The sequence below is a fragment of the Pseudomonas sp. Q2-TVG4-2 genome, from assembly GCF_013620795.1.
Classification (GTDB): Bacteria; Pseudomonadota; Gammaproteobacteria; order Pseudomonadales; family Pseudomonadaceae; genus Stutzerimonas.
Genome location: NZ_LGLW01000005.1, coordinates 232,922 through 252,834, shown reverse-complemented (window position 1 = coordinate 252,834; position 19,913 = coordinate 232,922). Strand labels below are relative to the sequence as shown.

The window sequence follows — 19,913 nt, the reverse complement described above, 5'->3', positions numbered from 1 at the left end:
GCGATCATGAAACGCAGGTGCTGCCCCATTCGCCCGAGGACGTGGCGTCCCCTGGCTTTTACTGGCCATGCTGTGCGCTGATCGCGGCAGGCTCACATCCGGAATACACCAAAGCGGGTCGGTTCAATTGGCGCGTTGAGGCTGGCCGAGATGGCTAGGCCGAGCAGGTCACGCGTCTGCGCCGGATCGATCACGCCGTCGTCCCACAGCCGCGCGCTGGAATAGTACGGATGCCCCTGGCGCTCGTACTGTTCGAGGATCGGTTGCTTGAGCTGTGCTTCGTCTTGTTCGGAGAAGGTCTGCCCGCTGCGCTCGGCCTGTTCACGCTTGACCTGCACCAGCACCCCCGCGGCCTGTTCGCCACCCATCACGCCAATGCGCGCATTGGGCCACATCCATAGGAATCGCGGGTCGTAGGCGCGACCGCACATGCCGTAGTTGCCCGCGCCAAAGCTGCCGCCGATGACCACGGTAAATTTCGGCACCTGAGCGCAGGCCACAGCCGTGACCAGCTTGGCGCCATGCTTGGCGATGCCGCCAGTTTCGTACTTCTGGCCGACCATGAAGCCGGTGATGTTCTGCAGGAAAAGCAACGGAATGCCGCGCTGGCAGGCCAGTTCGATGAAATGCGCGCCTTTCTGCGCAGCTTCCGCGAACAGGATGCCGTTGTTCGCCAGTATCGCGATGGGGTAGCCATGCAGGGTGGCGAAGCCGCAGACCAGCGTGGTGCCGAACAGCGCCTTGAATTCATCGAACTCGCTGCCGTCCACCAGCCGCGCGATCACCTCGCGCACATCGTACGGCTGCTTGGCTTGCGCCGGGATCACCCCATAGAGTTCGTCCACCGGGTACAGCGGTGCCCGCGGTTGGCGGGTCTGCACCTGGCCGAGCTTCTGCCAGTTGAGGTTGACGACGCAGCGGCGAGCGATGGCCAGCGCGTGTTCGTCGTTTTCGGCGTAATGGTCGGCCACGCCCGAGGTTTTGCAATGCACGTCGGCACCGCCCAGATCTTCGGCGGTGACCACCTCGCCCGTCGCGGCTTTGACCAGCGGCGGGCCGGCGAGAAAGATCGTCGCCTGGTTGCGCACCATGATGGTCTCGTCGGCCATCGCCGGGACATAGGCGCCGCCCGCGGTGCAGGAACCCATCACCACGGCGAGCTGCGGGATGCCCATGCCACTCATGTTGGCTTGGTTGAAGAAGATGCGACCGAAGTGTTCACGGTCCGGGAACACCTCGTCCTGGCGCGGCAGGTTGGCGCCGCCTGAGTCCACCAGGTAGATGCATGGCAGGCGGTTCTGCTGGGCGATGGCCTGGGCACGCAGATGCTTCTTCACGCTAAGCGGGTAGTAGCTGCCGCCTTTCACGGTGGCGTCGTTAGCGATGATCATGCATTCAATGCCTTCGACCCGCCCGATGCCGGCGACCACGCCTGCGGCGGCGACGTCCTCGCCGTAAACCTCGTAAGCCGCCAGAGGCGCGACTTCGAGAAATGCCGAGCCAGGGTCGAGGAGGGCGTTGATGCGGTCACGCACCAGCAGCTTGCCACGTGCGACATGCCGCTGTTGCGCTTTCTCGCCACCGCCTTCGCTCACGCGGCCGAGCAGGGTGCGGAGGCTCTGCACCTGCTCGAGCATGGCCGTTTGGTTGGCGGCGAACTCGGGCGAGCGTGTATTGATCTGGGTATTCAGGATAGCCATGCGGCCCACTCCGAACTGGATGCCTGTCGTAGGAGCCAGCTGGCTGGCGATGTTGTCTAGCGATTGGATCGCCAGCAAGCTGGCTCCTACGGATCGGCGGATTTATTTGGTTTCGTTGAACAGCTCGCGACCGATCAGCATCCGGCGGATTTCGCTGGTGCCGGCGCCGATCTCGTAGAGCTTGGCGTCACGCAGCAACCGGCCGGTGGGGAACTCGTTGATGTAGCCATTGCCGCCGAGAATCTGGATCGCCTGCAGCGCCATCTGCGTGGCGGCTTCGGCGGTGTAGAGGATCACGCCGGCGGCATCCTTGCGGGTGGTTTCGCCACGATCGCAGGCCTGCGCCACGGTGTAGAGGTAGGCGCGGCTGGCGTTGAGCTGGGTGTACATGTCGGCCACCTTGCCCTGAACAAACTGGAACTCGCCGATGCTCTGGCCGAACTGCTTGCGGTCATGGATGTAGGGGACCACCACGTCGAGGCAGGCCTGCATGATCCCCACTGGGCCGCCAGCGAGCACCACGCGCTCGTAGTCCAAACCGCTCATTAGCACCTTGACGCCGCCGTTCTCGACGCCCAGCATGTTTTCTTCCGGCACCTCGACATCGTCGAAGAACAGCTCGCAGGTGTTGGAGCCGCGCATGCCGAGCTTGTCGAATTTGTTGCCGCGCGAGAAACCCTTCCAGTCCCGTTCGACGATGAACGCGGTGATGCCATGAGGCCCTTTGTCCAGATCGGTCTTGGCGTAGATCACATAGGTATTAGCGTCCGGGCCGTTGGTGATCCAGGTCTTGCTGCCATTGAGTACGAAACGATCGCCCTTGCGGTCGGCGCGCAGCTTCATCGAAACCACATCTGAGCCGGCGTTAGGCTCGCTCATGGCCAGGGCACCGATGTGCTCGCCGGAGACGAGCTTGGGCAGGTATTTCGCTTTCTGCTCGGGGGTGCCGTTGCGGTTGATCTGATTGACACAGAGGTTGGAATGGGCGCCGTAGGACAGGCCCACCGAGGCCGAGCCGCGGCTGATTTCCTCAAGCGCGATGACATGCGCCAGGTATCCCATACCGGCACCGCCGTATTCCTCGTCTATGGTGATACCCAGCAGGCCCATGGCGCCGAATTTGCGCCACATATCGCTGGGGAAGAGGTTGTCGCGATCGATGGCTTCGGCGCGTGGCGCCAGTTCGTCGGCAACGAAGCCACTGACCTGATCGCGCAGCATGTCGACGGTTTCACCGAGGGCGAAGTTGAGGCCGGAATAGTTCATGTAGCCACCTGCTTGTCTTGTAGTTGTTCTGGTCAGTGGGCGCCACGCCAGGGAGGGCTGATTTCACCTGACGTTCGGCCCTGCTCTTAACGCATTCCGACACTGCTTTTGGTGTAGGGTGCGGTGGGTTGTCACGCTGTTACCTTTACGTTAACGTAACTAACACCCGGAATGGCTGTCAACACTCCGAGCGTCCCGGGGAGCAAGGCCTCATAACAAACATAAGACTGAGGAGATCGACATGAGTCTTCCGAGCTACACCTGCGGACCGCAGACCAAACCCCTGTTGGCGATGACCATCGGTGCAGCGTTCGACCGGACAGTCGAACGGTTCTCAGACCGTGAGGCCTTGGTCGTGCGTCACCAGAACTTGCGCTACACCTGGGCGCAGCTGGCCGAACAAGTGGATCGTTGCGCACGCGGCCTACTGGCCCTCGGTCTGCAGCCTGGCGAGCGCCTGGGCATCTGGTCGCCCAACAACGCCCAGTGGTGCATCGCGCAGCTGGCCAGTGCGAAGGTTGGCGTTGTGCTGGTGAACATCAACCCGGCCTACCGCCTCAACGAGCTCGAATATGCGCTCAAGCAGTCCGGCTGCCGCTGGTTGATATGCGCCGATGCGTTCAAGACATCCGACTACCATGCAATGCTCCATGAGCTACTGCCAGAGCTCGGGCGCTCGGCCATCGGTGCCCTGCAGAGCGCTATGCTGCCGGAACTGCGCGGGGTGATCAGCCTGTGCGACAAGCCCGTGGATGGCATGCTGCTTTGGAGCGGTCTGCTAGACATGGCTGAAAGCGTAGGCCCCGAGCAGCTGCGTCAATGCAGCGAGCAGCTGCAGCTCGACGATCCGATCAACATCCAGTACACCTCGGGTACCACCGGCTTCCCCAAGGGCGCCACGCTCAGTCACTACAACATCCTCAACAATGGGTACATGGTTGGTGAAAGTCTCAAACTCACCGAGCACGACCGGCTGGTCATTCCGGTGCCGCTGTATCACTGCTTCGGGATGGTGATGGGTAACCTCGGTTGCGTCACCCATGGCACCACTATGATTTACCCGAGCGCCGCTTTCGAGCCGCTCGCCACGTTGCAGGCCGCTGCCGAAGAAAAAGCCACCGGCATGTACGGCGTGCCCACCATGTTCATCGCCATGCTCGATCACCCAGAGCGTCAGTCTCTGAATCTGGGCCAGCTGCGCACGGGGATCATGGCTGGTTCAACTTGTCCGATCGAGGTGATGAAGCGTGTGATCGACGAGATGAACCTGAGCGAGATGCAGATCGCCTATGGCATGACCGAAACCAGTCCGGTATCGACCCAGACCGCTGCCGATGATGACCTGGAGCGCCGCGTCACCAGCGTCGGCCGCACCCAGCCGCACCTGGAAAGTAAGGTCGTCGATGAGCACAACCGCATTGTTCCGCGTGGTCAGATCGGCGAACTCTGCACCCGCGGTTACAGCGTGATGCTCGGCTATTGGAACAACCCCGAAGCGACCGCGGGTGCCATGGATGGCGCGCGCTGGATGCATACCGGCGACTTGGCGATCATGGACGATGATGGCTATCTGAAGATCGTCGGGCGTAACAAGGACATGATCATTCGCGGCGGTGAGAACGTGTATCCGCGCGAGGTCGAAGAGTTCCTCTTCACTCATCCAGCGGTAGCCGACGTGCAGGTGGTTGGCGTGCCTGACAAGACGTACGGCGAAGAGATCGTCGCCTGGGTCAAGCTGCATCCGGGGCACGAAGCCAGTGCCGATGATCTGCGATCTTTCTGCAAGGGCCGAATCGCGCACTTCAAGACACCGAGACATTTCAAGTTCGTTGATGATTTCCCCATGACCATAAGCGGCAAGGTGCAGAAATTCCGTATGCGTGAGGTCAGTGTCGCCGAGCTCGGCCTCGCCGAGTGACAACGAGCGTCGGCCGGCTACGATCGGCCAACTGCGCAGCCCTCTCTGAACGATATGGAGCTTCCAATGACCCAAGCCATCAGCCGTTTTCCGCTCGTTGAAGACCTCGCATCGCTGCCAGCCGATGTGCGCGAACGAATCCTCGCGGTGCAGGAGAAGGCGGGTTTCGTACCCAACGTTTTTCTGATGTTGGCCCATCGGCCGGATGAATTTCGCGCGTTTTTCAACTACCACGATGCGCTCATGGAGAGGGAGTCGGATAGCCTCACCAAGGCGGAGAAGGAGATGATCGTGGTTGCGGTCAGCGCCGATCACGGCTGTCTTTACTGCGTGGTGGCTCATGGCGCGATTCTGCGAATCCTCGCCAAAGATCCATTGATCGCCGATCAGGTTGCAGTCAACTACCGCACCGCAGCCATCAGCGAGCGTCAGCGGGTCATGCTCGATTTCGCGATGCATCTGGCGGCACAACGCGGTGTGCTGGATGACAGCTGGCAAGCACGTCTGGAGGAGCTGGGCTTCAGCACGGGCGACATCTGGGACGTTGGTGCGATAGCCGCGCTTTTCGGTCTTTCCAATCGGCTGGTGTCGATGGCGCGCACCCCACCCAACGACGAATTCTATTTGCTGGGCCGTGTACCCAAGACTGCCGCAAGCTGAGCGGTAGAACCGATTTACCGCACGACGCGGTAAAAACCAGGCCCGGCAGGAGCGAGGTCGGGTCTGACAGCTGCATCAACCAAGACAATAACAAGAGAGATAACCATGCAACTGAAACCCCTAAGTCGTTTTTTCGTCTACAGCAGCCTCGTGGCCACTGCGCTGGGTACCTCGACGATGGCTTCAGCCGCGTTCATCGATGACAGCAAGGCGGGCGTCGAACTGCGCAACTTCTATATGAACCGTGATTTCCGCCAGAGCGGCGCATCCCAATCCAAGGCCGAAGAATGGGCCCAGGGCTTTATCCTGAAAATGGAGTCGGGTTACACCGAGGGTCCGATCGGCTTTGGTGTCGATGCCCTTGGTCTGCTCGGGGTCAAGCTCGATTCCAGCCCGGATCGTTCCGGTACCGGTCTGTTGCCAAGGGGTTCGTCCAATCAGCCGCACGACGATTATGGTACTGCCGGCCTGACCGCAAAGGCGAAGATGTCCAATACGACGCTGCACGTCGGCACCCTGCAGCCGATCATCCCGGTGGTGATGCGTAACGACAGCCGCCTGTTGCCCAACATCTATCGCGGCGCCTGGCTGCAGAGCAAGGAACTCGAGGGGCTTACCTTTGATCTAGGTATGCTCGACCGCACCAGTTACCGCGACTCTTCGGACTATGAAGAGATGACAGTTTTCACTGGCGGCTCGCGGAATATCCAACTTGGCAATGCCGCCACCAGCGATGAATTCCTGTTCGCCGGCGGTCGCTACCAATTCATGCCCGAGCTGACTGGCAGCTACTACTACGGCGGATTGGACGGCATCTACGATCAGCACAACTTCAATCTCGTGCACATCATGCCGCTCAGCGACAATCAAAGCTTCAAGACCGATCTGCGCTACGTGCGTTCGACCGATGATGGCGGTAGCAACGTCGACAACAACGCCTTCGGTGCGCTGTTCACCTACAAGCTCGGTGGTCACGGTTTTACCGGCGGTTACCAGAAGATGAGCGGCGACACCGGTTATGCGTATATTTCCGGCGGTGACAACACTTTGATCAATCTTTTGCAGATCAATGACTTCGGGAACGAAGATGAGAAGTCATGGCAGGTTCGCTACGACTATGATTTCGCTGCCATGGGCATTCCAGGCCTGAGTCTTATGACCCGTTATGTCTCGGGCGATAACGTCAACGTGACTAACCGTGCCGATGAAGGCAAGGAATGGGAACGCGATACTGACATCGCCTATGTGGTCCAGAACGGTCCGCTGAAGAACCTCGGCATGAAGGTTCGCAACGCTACCGTGCGCAGCAACTTCGGGAGCGATCTAAACGAAACCCGACTGATCCTCAGCTATACGCTGGCACTCTGGTAACAGAGATTCGTATCACCGCAATACCTCCTCGTTGATCTTTTGCCGGGCCCATTGTGGCCCGGTTTTTTAGGCTACTTTCAATGGGGGATCCGTTCCTCTCGCAGTGAAAAGTAACTGGCCCGAAGTCAATCGGACGTTTGAATTTGTAGCTTGCCTCAGGCCGTAAACGGTTGTTATCGTTTACGTAAAGGTCATCCAGCGACCTGCGCCATAACCAACAACAATAATCAGGGTTAGAGGGCATCTCATGGCACCAGAGTTCGTGCTGGAAACGCGCGGCCTGACCAAGGAATTCCGCGGCTTTACGGCAGTGGATTCCGTTGATCTGCGCGTACAGACGGGACACATTCATGCATTGATCGGCCCCAACGGAGCCGGCAAGACAACTGTTTTCAATCTCCTCACCAAATTCCTCACACCCACTCGCGGCGACATTCTCTATCGCGGCAAGTCGATCACCTCAATGAAGGCCAATGAGATCGCCCGTCTCGGCCTCGTGCGTTCGTTCCAGATATCGGCGGTGTTCGGCCACATGACGGTGCTGGAAAACGTACGCGTGGCGTTGCAACAGAAGCTCGGCAATTCGTACCACTTCTGGAAGTCCGAGAGAACGCTGCGCGACCTGGATGAGCGAGCCATGCAGCTACTGGCTGACGTGGATCTCGAAACCTTCGCCCAGACCCTTGCCATCGAGTTGCCCTATGGTCGAAAGCGCGCGCTCGAACTGGCCACCACTCTGGCGCTGGACCCGGTTGTGCTGCTGCTCGACGAGCCCACTCAAGGTATGGGCGGCGAAGATGTCGACATGGTCGTCGCGCTGGTGCGCCGGGCGGCGGCGAACCGCACGGTGCTGATGGTCGAACACAACCTCAGTGTGGTCAGCCGGCTCTGCGACCGCATTACCGTTCTGGCGCGTGGTGCAGTGCTGGCCGAAGGCGATTATGAGACGGTCTCAGCCAACCCGCAGGTACGCGAGGCCTACATGGGCAGCGAAGCCACCGCAGAGGAGGCTCATCCATGACGCCCTTGGCCGATCGTGACCAGCTGCGGCTGGATGACCTGCATGCGTTCTATGGCGAGTCCCATATCCTGCACGGCGTCGATCTCGTGGTCGGGCGGGGAGAGCTGGTCACGCTGCTGGGCCGCAATGGCTCCGGCCGCAGCACCACATTGCGCGCCATCATGAACATGGTCGGTCGACGCACTGGCTCCATCGTGATCAACGGCAACGAAACCATTGGAATCCCGGCGCACCAGATTCCCCGGCTTGGTGTCGGTTATTGCCCCGAAGAGCGCGGCATCTTTTCCAGCCTGAGCGTTGAAGAAAATCTGCTGCTGCCGCCCACCGTGCGCAGTGGCGGCATGGGGCTCGATGAGCTTTACGAGATGTTTCCCAACCTTTATGAGCGTCGTTTCAGCCAGGGCACCCGGTTGTCCGGAGGCGAGCAGCAGATGCTGGCCATGGCGCGCATCCTGCGCACCGGCGCCAATCTGCTTTTACTCGACGAAATCACCGAGGGCCTGGCGCCGGTGATCGTGCAGAAGCTCGGCGAGGTGCTGATCAAACTGAAGAAACGTGGTTTGACCATCGTTCTGGTGGAGCAGAACTTCCGTTTTGCCGCCCCCTTGGCCGACCGCCATTACGTGATGGAGCACGGCCAGATCATCGAAGAAATCAGCGCTGCCGAACTGGATTCGAAAAAGGAGTTTTTGAATAGCTGTCTGGGGGTTTGATGCCTCTTGTCATGAAGACCCGCCGGTTCGCCGTGTACACCGGCGAGTGCGTCAGCAATGGACACAACAACAAAAACAATCACAGTGGGTGAATATGAAAACCATCAAGAAAACTGCAGCTGCCGTTCTGGTTTCCAGCATGATCGCCAGTGCCGCACAGGCAGAAATCAGTAACGACGAAATTCGCATCGGTTATCTCGCTGACATGTCCGGCACCTACCGCGACCTGTCCGGCCCGGGTGGTCTCGAAGCGTTGAAGATGGCGATCGAAGATTTCGGTGGCAGTGTCGATGGCAAGAAGATCGTGACTTTCAACGCCGATGACTTGAACAAACCGGACGTTGGTGCCAACACCGTGCGGCAGTGGATCGACGAGCGTAACGTCGACATGGTGACCGGCATGGTTGCCAGCTCCGTGGTGCTGGCAGCAAGCAAGGTGGTCGAGCAGGGCGACAAGCTGGCACTGATCTCCGGCGCAGCGGCCTCCAGCATCACCAACGAGTTCTGCTCACCCAACCATATTCACTGGACCTACGACACCTTCGCGCTGGCCAATGGCACTGCCAATGCGGTGCTCAAGGATGGCGGCAAGAGCTGGTTCATCCTCACCGCCGACTACGCCTTCGGCCACGCGATGGAAGCGGACATCAAGAAGGTGGTCGAGGCCGAGGGCGGTAGCGTGGTCGGCACCGTGCGCCATCCCTTCCCGAGTAGCGACTTTTCGTCCTACATCCTGCAGGCTCAGGGCTCCGGTGCCGATGTCGTCGCGCTGGCGAACGCCGGCGCCGATACCGTCAACTCGTTGAAGACCGCCAGCGAGTTCGGCGTGACCCAATCCGGTCAACGCCTGGCTGGCATGGTGGTGTTCCTGAACGACATTCATGCCATGGGGCTGGAAGTTACCCAAGGCCTGATGCTGACCACCGGCTGGTATTGGGACATGAACGAGGAAGCCCGTGCCTGGGCCAAGCGCTACGAGGAACGCATGGGTAGCATGCCGACCATGGTTCATGCGGGTATTTATTCGGCTGCCACCCATTATCTGAACGCCGTGAAGGAAACCGGTAGCGACGACACCGCAACCGTCCGTGCGCAGATGGCCAAGACGCCGGTCAACGATATGTTCGCCAAGAACGGCACGATTCGCGAGGACGGGCGCATGGTGCATGACATGTACCTGGTACGAGTCAAAACACCGGCCGAGTCCAAGGGTGAATGGGACCTCTACAAGGTTGTCAGCACCATCCCTGGTGACGAGGCGTTCCGTCCACTTTCCGAGAGTCAGTGCAAGCTGGTTAGTAAGAACTGATCGGCCTGACCCGAGCCATTCCCCGGCCGTTGGCGGCCGGGGTGTCACGGACTTTCGTGGGTATGAATCATGACTCTCGTTTTCGGCGTCCCCCTGAGTGTTCTGTTCGGGCAGTTGTTGCTCGGTCTGATCAATGGGTCGTTCTATGCGCTGTTGAGCCTTGGTCTGGCGATTATTTTCGGCCTGCTGCGGATCATCAATTTCGCCCACGGCGCGCAATACATGCTCGGCGCCTTCGCAGCATTCCTCGGGCTGAATTACCTGGGCATCAATTACTGGGCGGCGCTGCTGCTGTCTCCACTGTTGATCGGGTTGCTGGGAATTGGCATCGAGCGCGGCCTGCTGCGACGCATTGCGGGTGAAGATCACCTCTACGGTCTGCTACTGACCTTCGGCCTTGCGCTGATCGTCGAAGGTAGCTTCGTCAAGTTGTTCGGTGTCTCGGGTTCGTCTTACCCGATGCCGGAGATGCTCAAGGGTGGGCACAATCTTGGCTTCATGTTCCTGCCAACCTATCGCGGCTGGGTCATCGTTGCCGCCCTGACAGTGTGCTTCGCCACGTGGTACATGATCGAGCGGACACGGCTGGGTTCTTACCTGCGCGCCGGCACGGAAAATCCGAAACTGATGCAGGCGTTCGGCATCAACGTACCGCTGCTGATCACGCTGACCTATGGGTACGGTGTGGCACTGGCCGCCTTCGCTGGTGTGCTCGCCGCGCCGATCTACGCGGTGACCCCGGGCATGGGCTCGAATCTGCTCATCGTCGTGTTCGCTGTGGTGGTGATTGGCGGCATGGGTTCGATCATGGGAGCGATCATTACCGGTCTGGCCATGGGCCTGATCGAGGGCTTGACCAAGGTGTTCTATCCGGAGGCGGCGAATACGGTGATTTTCGTGATCATGGTCCTGGTCCTGCTTGTCCGTCCCGCAGGCCTGTTCGGTAAGGAGGCATGAACATGTCATCTCAAGAAAGCGTTCAAGCGTCTCCCATGATCATGCGGGCCAATGCCGAGCGCGAACGCCGTCGTGCTGCGCTTCGCCGGCAGTATGTGTTCTACACGGTGCTGCTGGGGGTGGCATTGGTGGCGCCGATGATGGTCTACCCGGTGTTTCTGATGAAACTGCTGTGCTTCGCACTGTTCGCCTGCGCATTCAACCTGCTGCTGGGCTACGCGGGGTTGCTGTCATTCGGACATGCGGCGTTCTTCGCCTGTGGCGGGTACATCACCGGCTATATGCTCAGCAATTACAGTGGCCTGAGTACTGAGTTGGGCATTCTCGCCGGCACGTTGGCATCGACGGTGCTGGGCCTGATCTTTGGATTGCTGGCGATCCGCAGGCAGGGCATCTATTTCGCGATGATTACCCTGGCATTGGCACAGATGGCATTTTTCGTCTTCGTGCAGGCGCCTTTCACCGGGGGTGAAAACGGTATGCAGGGCGTGCCGCGAGGGCACCTGCTGGGCTTGTTCGACATGCAGAACAACATGGCCCTGTACTACTTCGTGCTGGCGGTGTTCGTGTTCGGGTTTGCCATCATCCAGCGCACCATTCATTCGCCGTACGGCCAGGTACTCAAGGCCATCCGCGAAAACGAACCGAGAGCGATATCGCTCGGTTACAACGTCGATGCGCATAAGCTGCTGGCCTTCGTGATTTCCGCAGCGCTGACCGGCTTGGCCGGCTCGACCAAGACTGTGGTATTCCAGCTCGCCTCGTTGACCGATGCGCACTGGCACATGTCTGGCGAAGTGATCCTCATGACCCTGCTGGGCGGCGTCGGCACCATTCTCGGGCCGATAGTGGGTGCAACCGTGGTGGTGACCCTGCAGGGCTCGCTATCCAACGGCCCGTTGGGCGAGTGGGTGCATGTAATTCTCGGGGTGATCTTCGTGCTCTGCGTGTTGCTGTTTCGCGCCGGCATCGTTGGCTGGCTGGAACGGCTGATCAAGCGGAATTTCAAATAGGCGAGTAGCGAGTAGCGAGTAGCGGGAGGCTGGTAGCTAGAGGCAAGAAGCTGCAGCCGTTCACCCTTCAGCGCGAGTTTGGGCAGGCGGCGGCAGAGAACGGCTAAGTCGCGGTGTCGAGGCTCACCAGGAGCGTAGGGGGCAGATGGCTATATGGGGCTGCTTCTGTAGGAGCGAGCTTGCTCGCGATCGAGGGGTAGCGCGTGGCTACGGATCGCCGGACAGGAGCTGGGCGTCCCCCGGCTCCTAGGAGGGCAACAGCGTCGGAGTAGGGTGCCGCTTTGTAGAGCGAGCTCGCGCGAGCAGGGAGTACTGCGGACATATGCAAGCGAATACTTGGACGCGGACATTGGTAGACCCACACCGGGGCGAAGTTTCTGGCTTCTGGCACGCCGTTTTCAGGTCAGTCCATCCCGATCCGCAAAACCATAGGCCCCGCTTGCGCGGGGCCTAGTCGTTTCAGGCGTTGCGCCAGGTGGGGCTGCGTTTTTCCAGAAAGGCGTTGACGCCTTCTTTTTGGTCCTCGGTATCGAACAGCTCAGCGAACAACTCGCGCTCGGCAGCCCAGCCGGCGTCTTGAGGCGCTTGTCGCGCATTCATAACCAGGCGCTTGCAGCGGCTGACCGAGGAGGGGCTCTGCTGGTCCACCTGCGCGGCCAGTTGCAGGGCCGCTTCGAGCGATTCGCCACGACCTACCACCTCTTCGACCAAACCGATCTTCTCCGCCTTTTGCGCCGTAATGCGCTCGCCGCAGAGGATCATTCGCTTGGCCCAGCCTTCACCAACCAGCCACGGCAAATTCTGCGTGCCGCCAGCGCAGGGCAGCAGGCCCACCTTGGCTTCCGGCAGTGCCATCTGCGCCTGTTCCTCGGCGATGCGGATATCGCAAGCCAGCGCGCATTCCAGCCCGCCGCCCATGGCATAACCATTGATGGCGGCAATCGACACGCCGCGGAAATGGCTCAGCGCTTCGAAGGCGCGACCGAATAGCGCCGCGACTTCCTGCGCACCCTGCTTATCACCATCGGCGAACTGCTTGAGATCGGCTCCCGCAGAGAAAAACTTCTCCCCCTGGCCGGTGATCACCAGCGCATACACGTTCGGATCGTCATTGAGCTGGCCGATCATCTGTTCCAGTGCCGCCAGAGACTCGCGGTCCCAGGTGTTGGCCGGCGGATTAGCGATGGTTAGCAGTGCAGTGTGGTCGCGCATTTCGAGCTGGATCTTCTGGCTCATGTCGGTTCCTTCTTGTTGGAATGATGCGGACGCCGTGAGGCGAAACAGTTTCGATGAACGAGCCTAGCAGCGTAAAAATATTAAACCCATGCGACTAAATGCAGAGGTATTCTGTTTTTTTGCACAGTCGGGCCATTTACCGGCTCGCTGAACCTGGTGGATCTGGAGTGTGAGGTGGATTGGGACAATTTGCGTTTCTTTCTCGAGCTGTCACGCGCGGGCAAGCTGACGATCGCCGCGCGGCGCCTGGCCGTCGACCACACGACCGTTGCGCGGCGGGTGCAGGCGCTGGAAAAAGCGTTGGACCGGCAGCTGTTCATCCGCGCCAAGGCGGGCTATCGACTCTCCGAAGCCGGCCGCGAGCTGTTGGCCCAGGCGGAGGCGATGGAAAGCGCCATCGCCTCAATCGAGCAACCGAGCCTGACCGCCGACAAGCTTTCCGGACAGGTGCGTATCGGCGCCACCGAAGGCTACGGCACGGTGATGCTGGCCGGACAGGTGGCCAATCTGACCCGTGACTATCCGCACCTCGGCGTGGACCTGCTGGCAGTGCCGCGTTCGGTACGCCTGGCAAGGCACGAGGCGGACATTGTCATCACCCTAGAGCGACCGGAGCGTGGCCCTTATGTGATCACCAAACTGACCGACTACGTGTTACGGCTCTATGCCTCGGAGGCCTATCTGGCGCAGCATCCGCCGATCCGTAGCCGTGAAGATCTGAGCCAGCACATCTTCGTCAGTTATATCGAAGACCTGCTCTACAGCAAGGAGCTGTTTTTCCTCGACGAGATTGTCCGTCCCCGGCAGCACTCGTTGCGCAGCACCAGCATCCTTGCCCAGCAAGAGGCGGTGGCGGCCGGTGCAGGCCTGGCGATTCTGCCGGCCTTCTCGGCACGCAAGGAGCCGTTGCTCAAGGAAGTGCTGGTCGATGAAATAGAGTTCACCCGCACCTTCTGGATGCTGATGCCGGTGGAAAACAAGGACCTCGCACGCATGCGCGTCTGCTGGGATTTTCTCCGTGAAGTTGCCGCCAAGAGCCAGGACCAGATGATGGGGCGCGCATGAACCGTGAGGAAAAAGGCACCATTTCGGTTCAGCTGGTGCATGAAGCACTGTTGGCATTCACCACGCCAAGGCTGCCTGCGGGTGCTCTGCTGGACAAGCTAGGCCTCTCGCCAATCGATCTTGGCAATCCGGAGGCGCGGGTTGACGTGGTCCAATACAGCAAGCTCTGGCGGCGGCTGGCGCGGCATTTCGATGATGAGTTCTTCGGCATGGATCCACGACGGATGCGTACCGGCAGCTTTGCCTTCGTTTGCCGCGCGGCGATGGCCCAACCGACCCTCGACAGGGCCATGCAAGTGGCGCTGGATTTCTTCGGACTCACCTTCGAGCGTTTTCGCGGCGAACTGCATCGTAGCCAGAGTCTGGCCGAGATCAGGTTGGTTGAGTCGCAGTCGTCACCTTTACGCGCCTTTGGTTATTTCACCTTCTGGATGCTTGTGCATGGCCTGGCTTGTTGGTTGGTGGGGCGGCGCATCCCTCTACTGGCCGTCGAGCTGCGCTGCGCCGAGCCGGCCTTTACCGATGATTACCGCGTGATGTTCTCCGACAATCTGCGCTTTGCCCGGCCCAGCACACGAATCATCTTCGCCGCCGAGGTGCTCGCATTGCCGGTGCGCCGCAGCGAACAGGAGTTGCATGGCTTTCTGGCCCACGCGCCGGCGAACATTCTGGTCAAGTACCGAGACAACACCAGCCTCGCCAGTCGTATCAAGGCACAGTTGCGTAGGCTGCCGGCAGAACAGTGGCCGACCAGTGAAAGGCTTGCAAAGGAGCTATGCATGTCGCCATCGACGCTTCGGCGAAGGCTTGCCGAAGCGGGCTTGCCGTACCAGGCCATCAAAGATCTGGTGCGCCAGGAAATGGCAACCTTGTGGTTGGCCGATGCCGGGATTACCTACGTCGAGATCGCCGAGCGACTGGGCTTCGCCGACGTCAGCTCGTTCTACAAAGCGTTCCGCAAATGGACCGGGACCAATCCGGGCCAGTACCGCGGGTTGATTCTTCGGGCAGACGAATAGTCATCCGCCTCGCGGCGGTGGACCGGGAGTGCACCCGGATCGCCAGCAAGCTGGCTCCTACAGAAAGAGCTGAGCCGTCGTATTTGGGTTGGTAGCTTTTCGTTAGAACGCCGAGCCTTGCTGCGACCATGAACCGCAGTGAGTACGGTTATCGAAGCAGCGTATTGCCCGTACTCGTCCACACACCGACATTGATAAATGATCTTGGCCAAAACAGTCACCGCGATTGCGTGCAACGACCATTGTCCATGCGGATCGGTCTGATGAAGATGTAGTCAGCAGGGTCCGGCAGCTGGTCTGCAACGATCCCTATCATCTTTGCGAGGTCGTGCTGTGGATATTCGAAACAAGGTTTTTCTGATCACCGGCGGCGCATCCGGCCTGGGTGCGGCAGCCGCAGAAGCGCTGGTCGCCGCTGGCGCCAAGGTGGTGCTGGCGGACATCAATGCTGACTTGCTGAACGAGCGCAGCGAAGCGCTGGGCGCGAGTGCCCTCGGTGTGGTCACTGATGTCTGTGACGAGACTGCAGCACAGGCGGCGATCGATGCAGCGCTTGAACACTTCGGCGGTCTGCACGGGCTGGTCAATTGCGCCGGCGTCGCCAGCGGCGAAAAGGTCCTGGGCCGCCAGGGCCCGCACGGTCTGCAAAGCTTCAGCAAGGTCATCGGCCTCAACCTGATCGGCAGCTTCAATATGCTGCGCCTGGCAGCAGAAGCCATTGCCAGGGGCAAGCCGGACGAGCAGGGCAATCGCGGCGTGATCATCAATACTGCATCCATCGCCGCCTACGACGGCCAGATCGGCCAGGCCGCCTATGCCGCCTCCAAGGGCGGCGTTGTGGCCATGACGCTACCGGCGGCTCGCGAGCTTGCGCGTCACGGCATCCGCGTGATGACCATCGCCCCAGGCGTGTTCGAGACGCCGATGATGGCCGGCATGACCCAGGAGGTACGCGACTCCCTGGCTGCCGGCGTGCCGTTTCCGCCACGTCTGGGTCGCGCCAATGAGTACGCAGCCCTGGTGCGCCACATCATCGAGAACGACATGCTTAATGGCGAAGTGATCCGCCTCGACGGCGCGCTGCGCATGGCTGCGAAATAATCGGGAGATAGATAATGAACAACGATCCAATCGTGATTCTAGGCAGCGCCCGTACACCCATGGGCGGCTTTCAAGGCGATCTGAAGAGCGTCAGCGCACCGGAGCTTGGCGCGGCGGCTATTCGCGCGGCAGTGGAGCGCAGCGGCATCGCTGCCGACCAGGTGCAGGAAGTGCTGATGGGCTGCGTGCTGCCGGCAGGGCTCGGCCAGGCGCCCGCACGGCAGGCGGCACTCGGAGCAGGACTTGGGAAGGCCACCGCGAGCACCACGCTGAACAAGATGTGCGGCTCTGGCATGCAGGCCGCCATCATGGCGCATGACGCGTTGCGTGCCGGCAGTGTTGACGTGGTCGTCGCAGGCGGTATGGAGAGCATGTCCAATGCGCCTTACCTGCTGGAAAAAGCCCGTAGCGGGTATCGCATGGGGCACGGCAAGGTGCTCGACCACATGTTCCTTGACGGTCTCGAAGATGCCTACAACAAGGGGCGGCTGATGGGCACCTTTGCTGAGGACTGTGCGCAGAGCCACGGCTTTACACGAGAAGAACAGGACGCTTACGCACTGACGTCGCTGCAGCGCGCTCGCGACGCTATTACCAGCGGCCGCTTCGCCAGCGAGATCGTCCCACTGGAGGTCACCCAAGGGCGCGAGCAGCGTACCGTTCGAGACGATGAACAGCCGCCCAAGGCGATGCCGGAGAAGATTCCGTCCCTCAAGCCGGCGTTCCGCGAGGGTGGCACCGTCACCGCCGCCAATTCCAGTTCCATTTCCGATGGCGCCGCCGCGTTGGTGCTGACACGGCGCTCCCAGGCCGAACAGCTTGGCTTGAAACCTCAGGTGGTCATTCACGGGCATGCCGTGTTCGCGGATGCACCGAATCTGTTCCCGACCGCGCCCATTGGCGCCATTCACAAACTACTGGAGCGCACCGGCTGGCGCCTCGACGAGGTGGACCTGTTCGAGATCAACGAAGCCTTTGCCGTGGTCAGCATGGTCACCATACGTGAGCTCGGCCTGGATCACGCCAAGGTTAACGTCAATGGCGGTGCCTGCGCCCTGGGCCATCCGATTGGCGCGTCAGGCGCGCGGATTCTGGTCACGTTGATCGCCGCGTTGCGCGATCGCGGCTTGCGCAAAGGCGTCGCTGCTATCTGTATTGGCGGCGGCGAAGCGACTGCTATGGCCATCGAACTGCTCGATTGAGGACTGCTCATGTTGCTCAGTGACGACCACACCAGCATCCGTGACATGGCCCGGCAGTTCGCCCAGGAACGACTGAAGCCGTTCGCCGCCGACTGGGACCGCGAGCACCGTTACCCGGCCGAAGCGATAGGCGAGATGGCCGAGCTTGGCTTCTTCGGCATGCTCTGCCCTGAGCAATGGGGTGGCAGCGAAACCGGCTACATCGCCTATGCCCTGGCGCTTGAGGAAATCGCCGCGGGCGACGGTGCCTGCTCGACCATCATGAGCGTGCACAATTCGGTGGGTTGCGTGCCGATTCTGCGGTTCGGCAACGATGAGCAGAAGCAGCGTTACCTGACGCCGTTGGCCAGCGGCGCGCAGATCGGCGCGTTTGCCCTGACCGAACCACACGCCGGTTCCGACGCCAGTAGTTTGCGCACCCGCGCACGGCGTGACGGCGACGGCTATCTGATCAATGGCGCCAAGCAGTTCATCACCTCGGGCCAGCACGCCGGTACGGTGATTGTCTTCGCCGTGACCGATCCGGACGCCGGCAAGCGCGGCATCAGTGCGTTCATTGTGCCGACCGACACGCCGGGCTATCAGGTGGTGCGCGTCGAGGACAAGCTCGGCCAGCACGCCTCCGATACCTGCCAGCTGGCATTCGAAGATATGCGCGTGCATGAGTCCCAGCGCTTGGGCGAGGAGGGCGAAGGCTACCGTATCGCCCTGGCGAACCTCGAAGGCGGCCGCATTGGCATCGCCGCTCAGGCCGTTGGTATGGCGCGCGCGGCGTTCGAAGCGGCACGCGATTACGCCCGTGAGCGTGAGGCGTTCGGTAAGGCGATCAGCGAGCACCAGGCCGTCGCATTTCGGTTGGCCGACATGGCGACTCAAATTGCGGTTGCTCGGCAGATGGTGTTGCACGCCGCCGCGCTGCGCGAAGCCGGCCAGCCGGCATTGGTCGAGGCGTCCATGGCCAAACTGTTCGCTTCGGAAATGGCGGAGAAGGTCTGCTCGGCAGCGATTCAGACGCTGGGTGGCTATGGCTACCTCAACGACTTCCCGGTAGAGCGTATCTACCGCGACGTGCGCGTCTGCCAGATCTACGAGGGCACCAGCGACATCCAGCGGCTGGTGATCGCGCGTAACCTGGGGGAGTGAGCCTCTATTCGATGTTCGTGCCGTGCTCCGAGGTGAGTACGGGCGCCCATCAATCCCAGCCTGCCGCATCCTCGGTCGAATCCCTGATCGCCCCCGGTGTTCGCGAGAAACGCGGGGCCGGCGCGGCGTGCAGGGCGCCGTCGATGTCTTGGTAGACGCCGCGTTGCTGCATGTGCGGGTGCTGCGGGGCTTCTTCCAGGGTGAGCACCGGGGCGAAGCAGGCGTCGGTTCCTTCGAGCAGGGCGCACCACTCGGCCTGGGTTCGGCTGGTGAAAATCCCCGCCAGATGGTGGCTATTTTCTTCCCAGTTCGATGGGTCGTTGCAAGCTTGCCGTAGAGACTCGGGCGCATTGATGCGCTGCATCAGTTCGGCGAGAAATTGCGGCTCCAGCGGTCCAATGGAGATATCGCGGCCGTCGGCACAGGTGTAGCAGCGGTAATGAGGAGCAGCACCAGACAGCAGGTTACGGTCGCGCTCAAGGGAAATTGCGCCGCTGGGCAGCAGCCCTGCGAAGAAAGTCATCATCGAGGACACGCCATCGACGATGGCGGCGTCGATCACTTGCCCCTGACCTGATCGTTCCCGCTCCCACAGCGCAGCCATGATGCCGAACGCCAGATACAGCGAGCCGCCGCCGAAGTCGCCGACTAGATTGAGCGGCGGAATCGCCGGGCCCTCCCGTCCGCCGATCGCTGCTAGCGCGCCGGTGATCGCCAGGTAGTTGATGTCGTGTCCGGCACTGTTTGCGAGTGGGCCGGTCTGGCCCCAACCGGTCATGCGCCCATAGACCAACCGTGGATTGCACGCGCGGACTTGCTCGGGGCCGAGCCCCAGGCGCTCCATCACGCAGGGGCGAAAGCCTTCGATCAATACGTCCGCGTTCTCGGCCAGCGCCAGGCAGCGCTCGCGCCCGGCCTGCGTGCGGATGTCCAGTGTCAGCCGCTTGCGTCCGCGATCAGCCACAGGATTCGGCCAGCCATTACCCCCTTCACGCTCGATGCGCAGCACCTCTGCGCCCATATCGGCCAACAGCATCGCGCAGTGAGGGCCAGGGCCGATGCTAGCGAACTCCAGCACACGCAAGCCAAGCAGCGGTCCTTGGCGAGGTTGGGTATTTTGCGGGGGCATGGCGGACTCCAGGCGAGGTGATCTGTGGATGCATCGACGGGTTCGCTAATTCGTCTCAGTCCTTCGGGCGCGAGGCCATTCGGATGATGC

General features: G+C 61.0%; 17 protein-coding genes. 13 read left to right on the top strand and 4 right to left on the bottom strand.

Going from position 1 to position 19,913, the window contains the following annotated elements; genetic code table 11:
- Nucleotides 1-92 precede the first annotated feature (92 nt).
- On the bottom strand, nt 93-1,700 hold the full coding sequence (locus H3028_RS12295) for a carboxyl transferase domain-containing protein (RefSeq protein WP_181297491.1): 1,608 nt from the start codon (nt 1,698-1,700) through the stop codon (nt 93-95).
- Between the two features lie 102 nt (nt 1,701-1,802).
- Complete coding sequence (locus tag H3028_RS12290; RefSeq protein ID WP_181297292.1) at nt 1,803-2,966, bottom strand: isovaleryl-CoA dehydrogenase; 1,164 nt, start codon at nt 2,964-2,966, stop codon at nt 1,803-1,805.
- 241 nt (nt 2,967-3,207) lie between these two features.
- Here H3028_RS12290 and H3028_RS12285 point away from each other — a divergent pair, with 241 nt between their 5' ends.
- From H3028_RS12285 to H3028_RS12250, 8 genes are all read left to right on the top strand, one after another.
- Nucleotides 3,208-4,884, top strand: a complete 1,677-nt coding sequence (locus H3028_RS12285) for an AMP-binding protein (protein ID WP_181297291.1) — start codon at nt 3,208-3,210, stop codon at nt 4,882-4,884.
- 54 nt (nt 4,885-4,938) lie between these two features.
- Nucleotides 4,939-5,544 carry a peroxidase-related enzyme gene (locus H3028_RS12280; RefSeq protein ID WP_181297290.1) on the top strand — a complete coding sequence of 202 codons (606 nt, stop codon included), beginning with the start codon at nt 4,939-4,941 and terminating at the stop codon, nt 5,542-5,544.
- Nucleotides 5,545-5,649: 105 nt separating this feature from the next.
- Nucleotides 5,650-6,915, top strand: coding sequence for an OprD family porin (locus H3028_RS12275; protein ID WP_181297289.1), 1,266 nt, complete (start codon nt 5,650-5,652; stop codon nt 6,913-6,915).
- A 247-nt stretch (nt 6,916-7,162) separates the two neighbouring features.
- The gene (locus H3028_RS12270; protein WP_181297288.1) at nt 7,163-7,936 is read left to right on the top strand and encodes an ABC transporter ATP-binding protein; all 774 of its coding nucleotides are present in this window, start codon (nt 7,163-7,165) and stop codon (nt 7,934-7,936) included.
- A complete protein-coding gene (locus tag H3028_RS12265; protein ID WP_168424531.1) occupies nt 7,933-8,649 on the top strand; it encodes an ABC transporter ATP-binding protein in 717 nt (238 codons plus the stop codon). Before H3028_RS12270 ends, H3028_RS12265 begins: the two co-directional genes overlap by 4 nt.
- A 94-nt stretch (nt 8,650-8,743) precedes the next feature.
- Nucleotides 8,744-9,958, top strand: coding sequence for an ABC transporter substrate-binding protein (locus tag H3028_RS12260; RefSeq protein ID WP_181297287.1), 1,215 nt, complete (start codon nt 8,744-8,746; stop codon nt 9,956-9,958).
- A gap of 69 nt (nt 9,959-10,027) precedes the next feature.
- Nucleotides 10,028-10,915 (top strand): branched-chain amino acid ABC transporter permease, encoded by an 888-nt coding sequence (locus tag H3028_RS12255; protein ID WP_181297286.1) that lies wholly within the window; start codon nt 10,028-10,030, stop codon nt 10,913-10,915.
- A gap of 2 nt (nt 10,916-10,917) precedes the next feature.
- Nucleotides 10,918-11,928 (top strand): branched-chain amino acid ABC transporter permease, encoded by a 1,011-nt coding sequence (locus H3028_RS12250; protein ID WP_181297285.1) that lies wholly within the window; start codon nt 10,918-10,920, stop codon nt 11,926-11,928.
- A 459-nt stretch (nt 11,929-12,387) separates the two neighbouring features.
- On the opposite strand, the gene H3028_RS12245 is transcribed toward H3028_RS12250, so the two are convergent.
- A complete protein-coding gene (locus H3028_RS12245; protein ID WP_181297284.1) occupies nt 12,388-13,164 on the bottom strand; it encodes an enoyl-CoA hydratase in 777 nt (258 codons plus the stop codon).
- 174 nt (nt 13,165-13,338) lie between these two features.
- Between H3028_RS12245 and H3028_RS12240 the strand changes: the two genes are divergently transcribed.
- The 5 genes from H3028_RS12240 (at nt 13,339) to H3028_RS12220 (ending at nt 18,694) form a co-directional block, all read left to right on the top strand.
- The gene (locus H3028_RS12240) at nt 13,339-14,229 is read left to right on the top strand and encodes a LysR family transcriptional regulator (protein WP_181297283.1); all 891 of its coding nucleotides are present in this window, start codon (nt 13,339-13,341) and stop codon (nt 14,227-14,229) included.
- On the top strand, nt 14,226-15,248 hold the full coding sequence (locus H3028_RS12235) for an AraC family transcriptional regulator (RefSeq protein ID WP_181297282.1): 1,023 nt from the start codon (nt 14,226-14,228) through the stop codon (nt 15,246-15,248). Before H3028_RS12240 ends, H3028_RS12235 begins: the two co-directional genes overlap by 4 nt.
- Before the next feature lie 333 nt (nt 15,249-15,581).
- Entirely contained in the window at nt 15,582-16,349 is a 768-nt protein-coding gene (locus H3028_RS12230; RefSeq protein WP_181297281.1) for an SDR family NAD(P)-dependent oxidoreductase, read from the top strand.
- 14 nt (nt 16,350-16,363) lie between these two features.
- Nucleotides 16,364-17,551 (top strand): acetyl-CoA C-acyltransferase, encoded by a 1,188-nt coding sequence (locus H3028_RS12225; RefSeq protein WP_181297280.1) that lies wholly within the window; start codon nt 16,364-16,366, stop codon nt 17,549-17,551.
- 9 nt (nt 17,552-17,560) lie between these two features.
- On the top strand, nt 17,561-18,694 hold the full coding sequence (locus H3028_RS12220; protein WP_181297279.1) for an acyl-CoA dehydrogenase: 1,134 nt from the start codon (nt 17,561-17,563) through the stop codon (nt 18,692-18,694).
- Nucleotides 18,695-18,743: 49 nt separating this feature from the next.
- Here H3028_RS12220 and H3028_RS12215 read toward each other — a convergent pair whose 3' ends face one another.
- A complete protein-coding gene (locus tag H3028_RS12215) occupies nt 18,744-19,823 on the bottom strand; it encodes a CaiB/BaiF CoA-transferase family protein (RefSeq protein WP_181297278.1) in 1,080 nt (359 codons plus the stop codon).
- Nucleotides 19,824-19,913: the final 90 nt, after the last annotated feature.

Coding starts and splice junctions, on each gene's coding strand:
- H3028_RS12265 (WP_168424531.1), top strand. CDS start 7,933: ATGACGCCCTTGGCCGATCGTGACCAGCTGCGGCTGGATGACCTGCAT.
- H3028_RS12225 (WP_181297280.1), top strand. CDS start 16,364: ATGAACAACGATCCAATCGTGATTCTAGGCAGCGCCCGTACACCCATG.
- H3028_RS12260 (WP_181297287.1), top strand. CDS start 8,744: ATGAAAACCATCAAGAAAACTGCAGCTGCCGTTCTGGTTTCCAGCATG.
- H3028_RS12245 (WP_181297284.1), bottom strand. CDS start 13,164: ATGAGCCAGAAGATCCAGCTCGAAATGCGCGACCACACTGCACTGCTA.
- H3028_RS12285 (WP_181297291.1), top strand. CDS start 3,208: ATGAGTCTTCCGAGCTACACCTGCGGACCGCAGACCAAACCCCTGTTG.
- H3028_RS12215 (WP_181297278.1), bottom strand. CDS start 19,823: ATGCCCCCGCAAAATACCCAACCTCGCCAAGGACCGCTGCTTGGCTTG.
- H3028_RS12295 (WP_181297491.1), bottom strand. CDS start 1,700: ATGGCTATCCTGAATACCCAGATCAATACACGCTCGCCCGAGTTCGCC.
- H3028_RS12235 (WP_181297282.1), top strand. CDS start 14,226: ATGAACCGTGAGGAAAAAGGCACCATTTCGGTTCAGCTGGTGCATGAA.
- H3028_RS12290 (WP_181297292.1), bottom strand. CDS start 2,966: ATGAACTATTCCGGCCTCAACTTCGCCCTCGGTGAAACCGTCGACATG.
- H3028_RS12280 (WP_181297290.1), top strand. CDS start 4,939: ATGGAGCTTCCAATGACCCAAGCCATCAGCCGTTTTCCGCTCGTTGAA.
- H3028_RS12220 (WP_181297279.1), top strand. CDS start 17,561: ATGTTGCTCAGTGACGACCACACCAGCATCCGTGACATGGCCCGGCAG.
- H3028_RS12250 (WP_181297285.1), top strand. CDS start 10,918: ATGTCATCTCAAGAAAGCGTTCAAGCGTCTCCCATGATCATGCGGGCC.
- H3028_RS12270 (WP_181297288.1), top strand. CDS start 7,163: ATGGCACCAGAGTTCGTGCTGGAAACGCGCGGCCTGACCAAGGAATTC.
- H3028_RS12275 (WP_181297289.1), top strand. CDS start 5,650: ATGCAACTGAAACCCCTAAGTCGTTTTTTCGTCTACAGCAGCCTCGTG.
- H3028_RS12255 (WP_181297286.1), top strand. CDS start 10,028: ATGACTCTCGTTTTCGGCGTCCCCCTGAGTGTTCTGTTCGGGCAGTTG.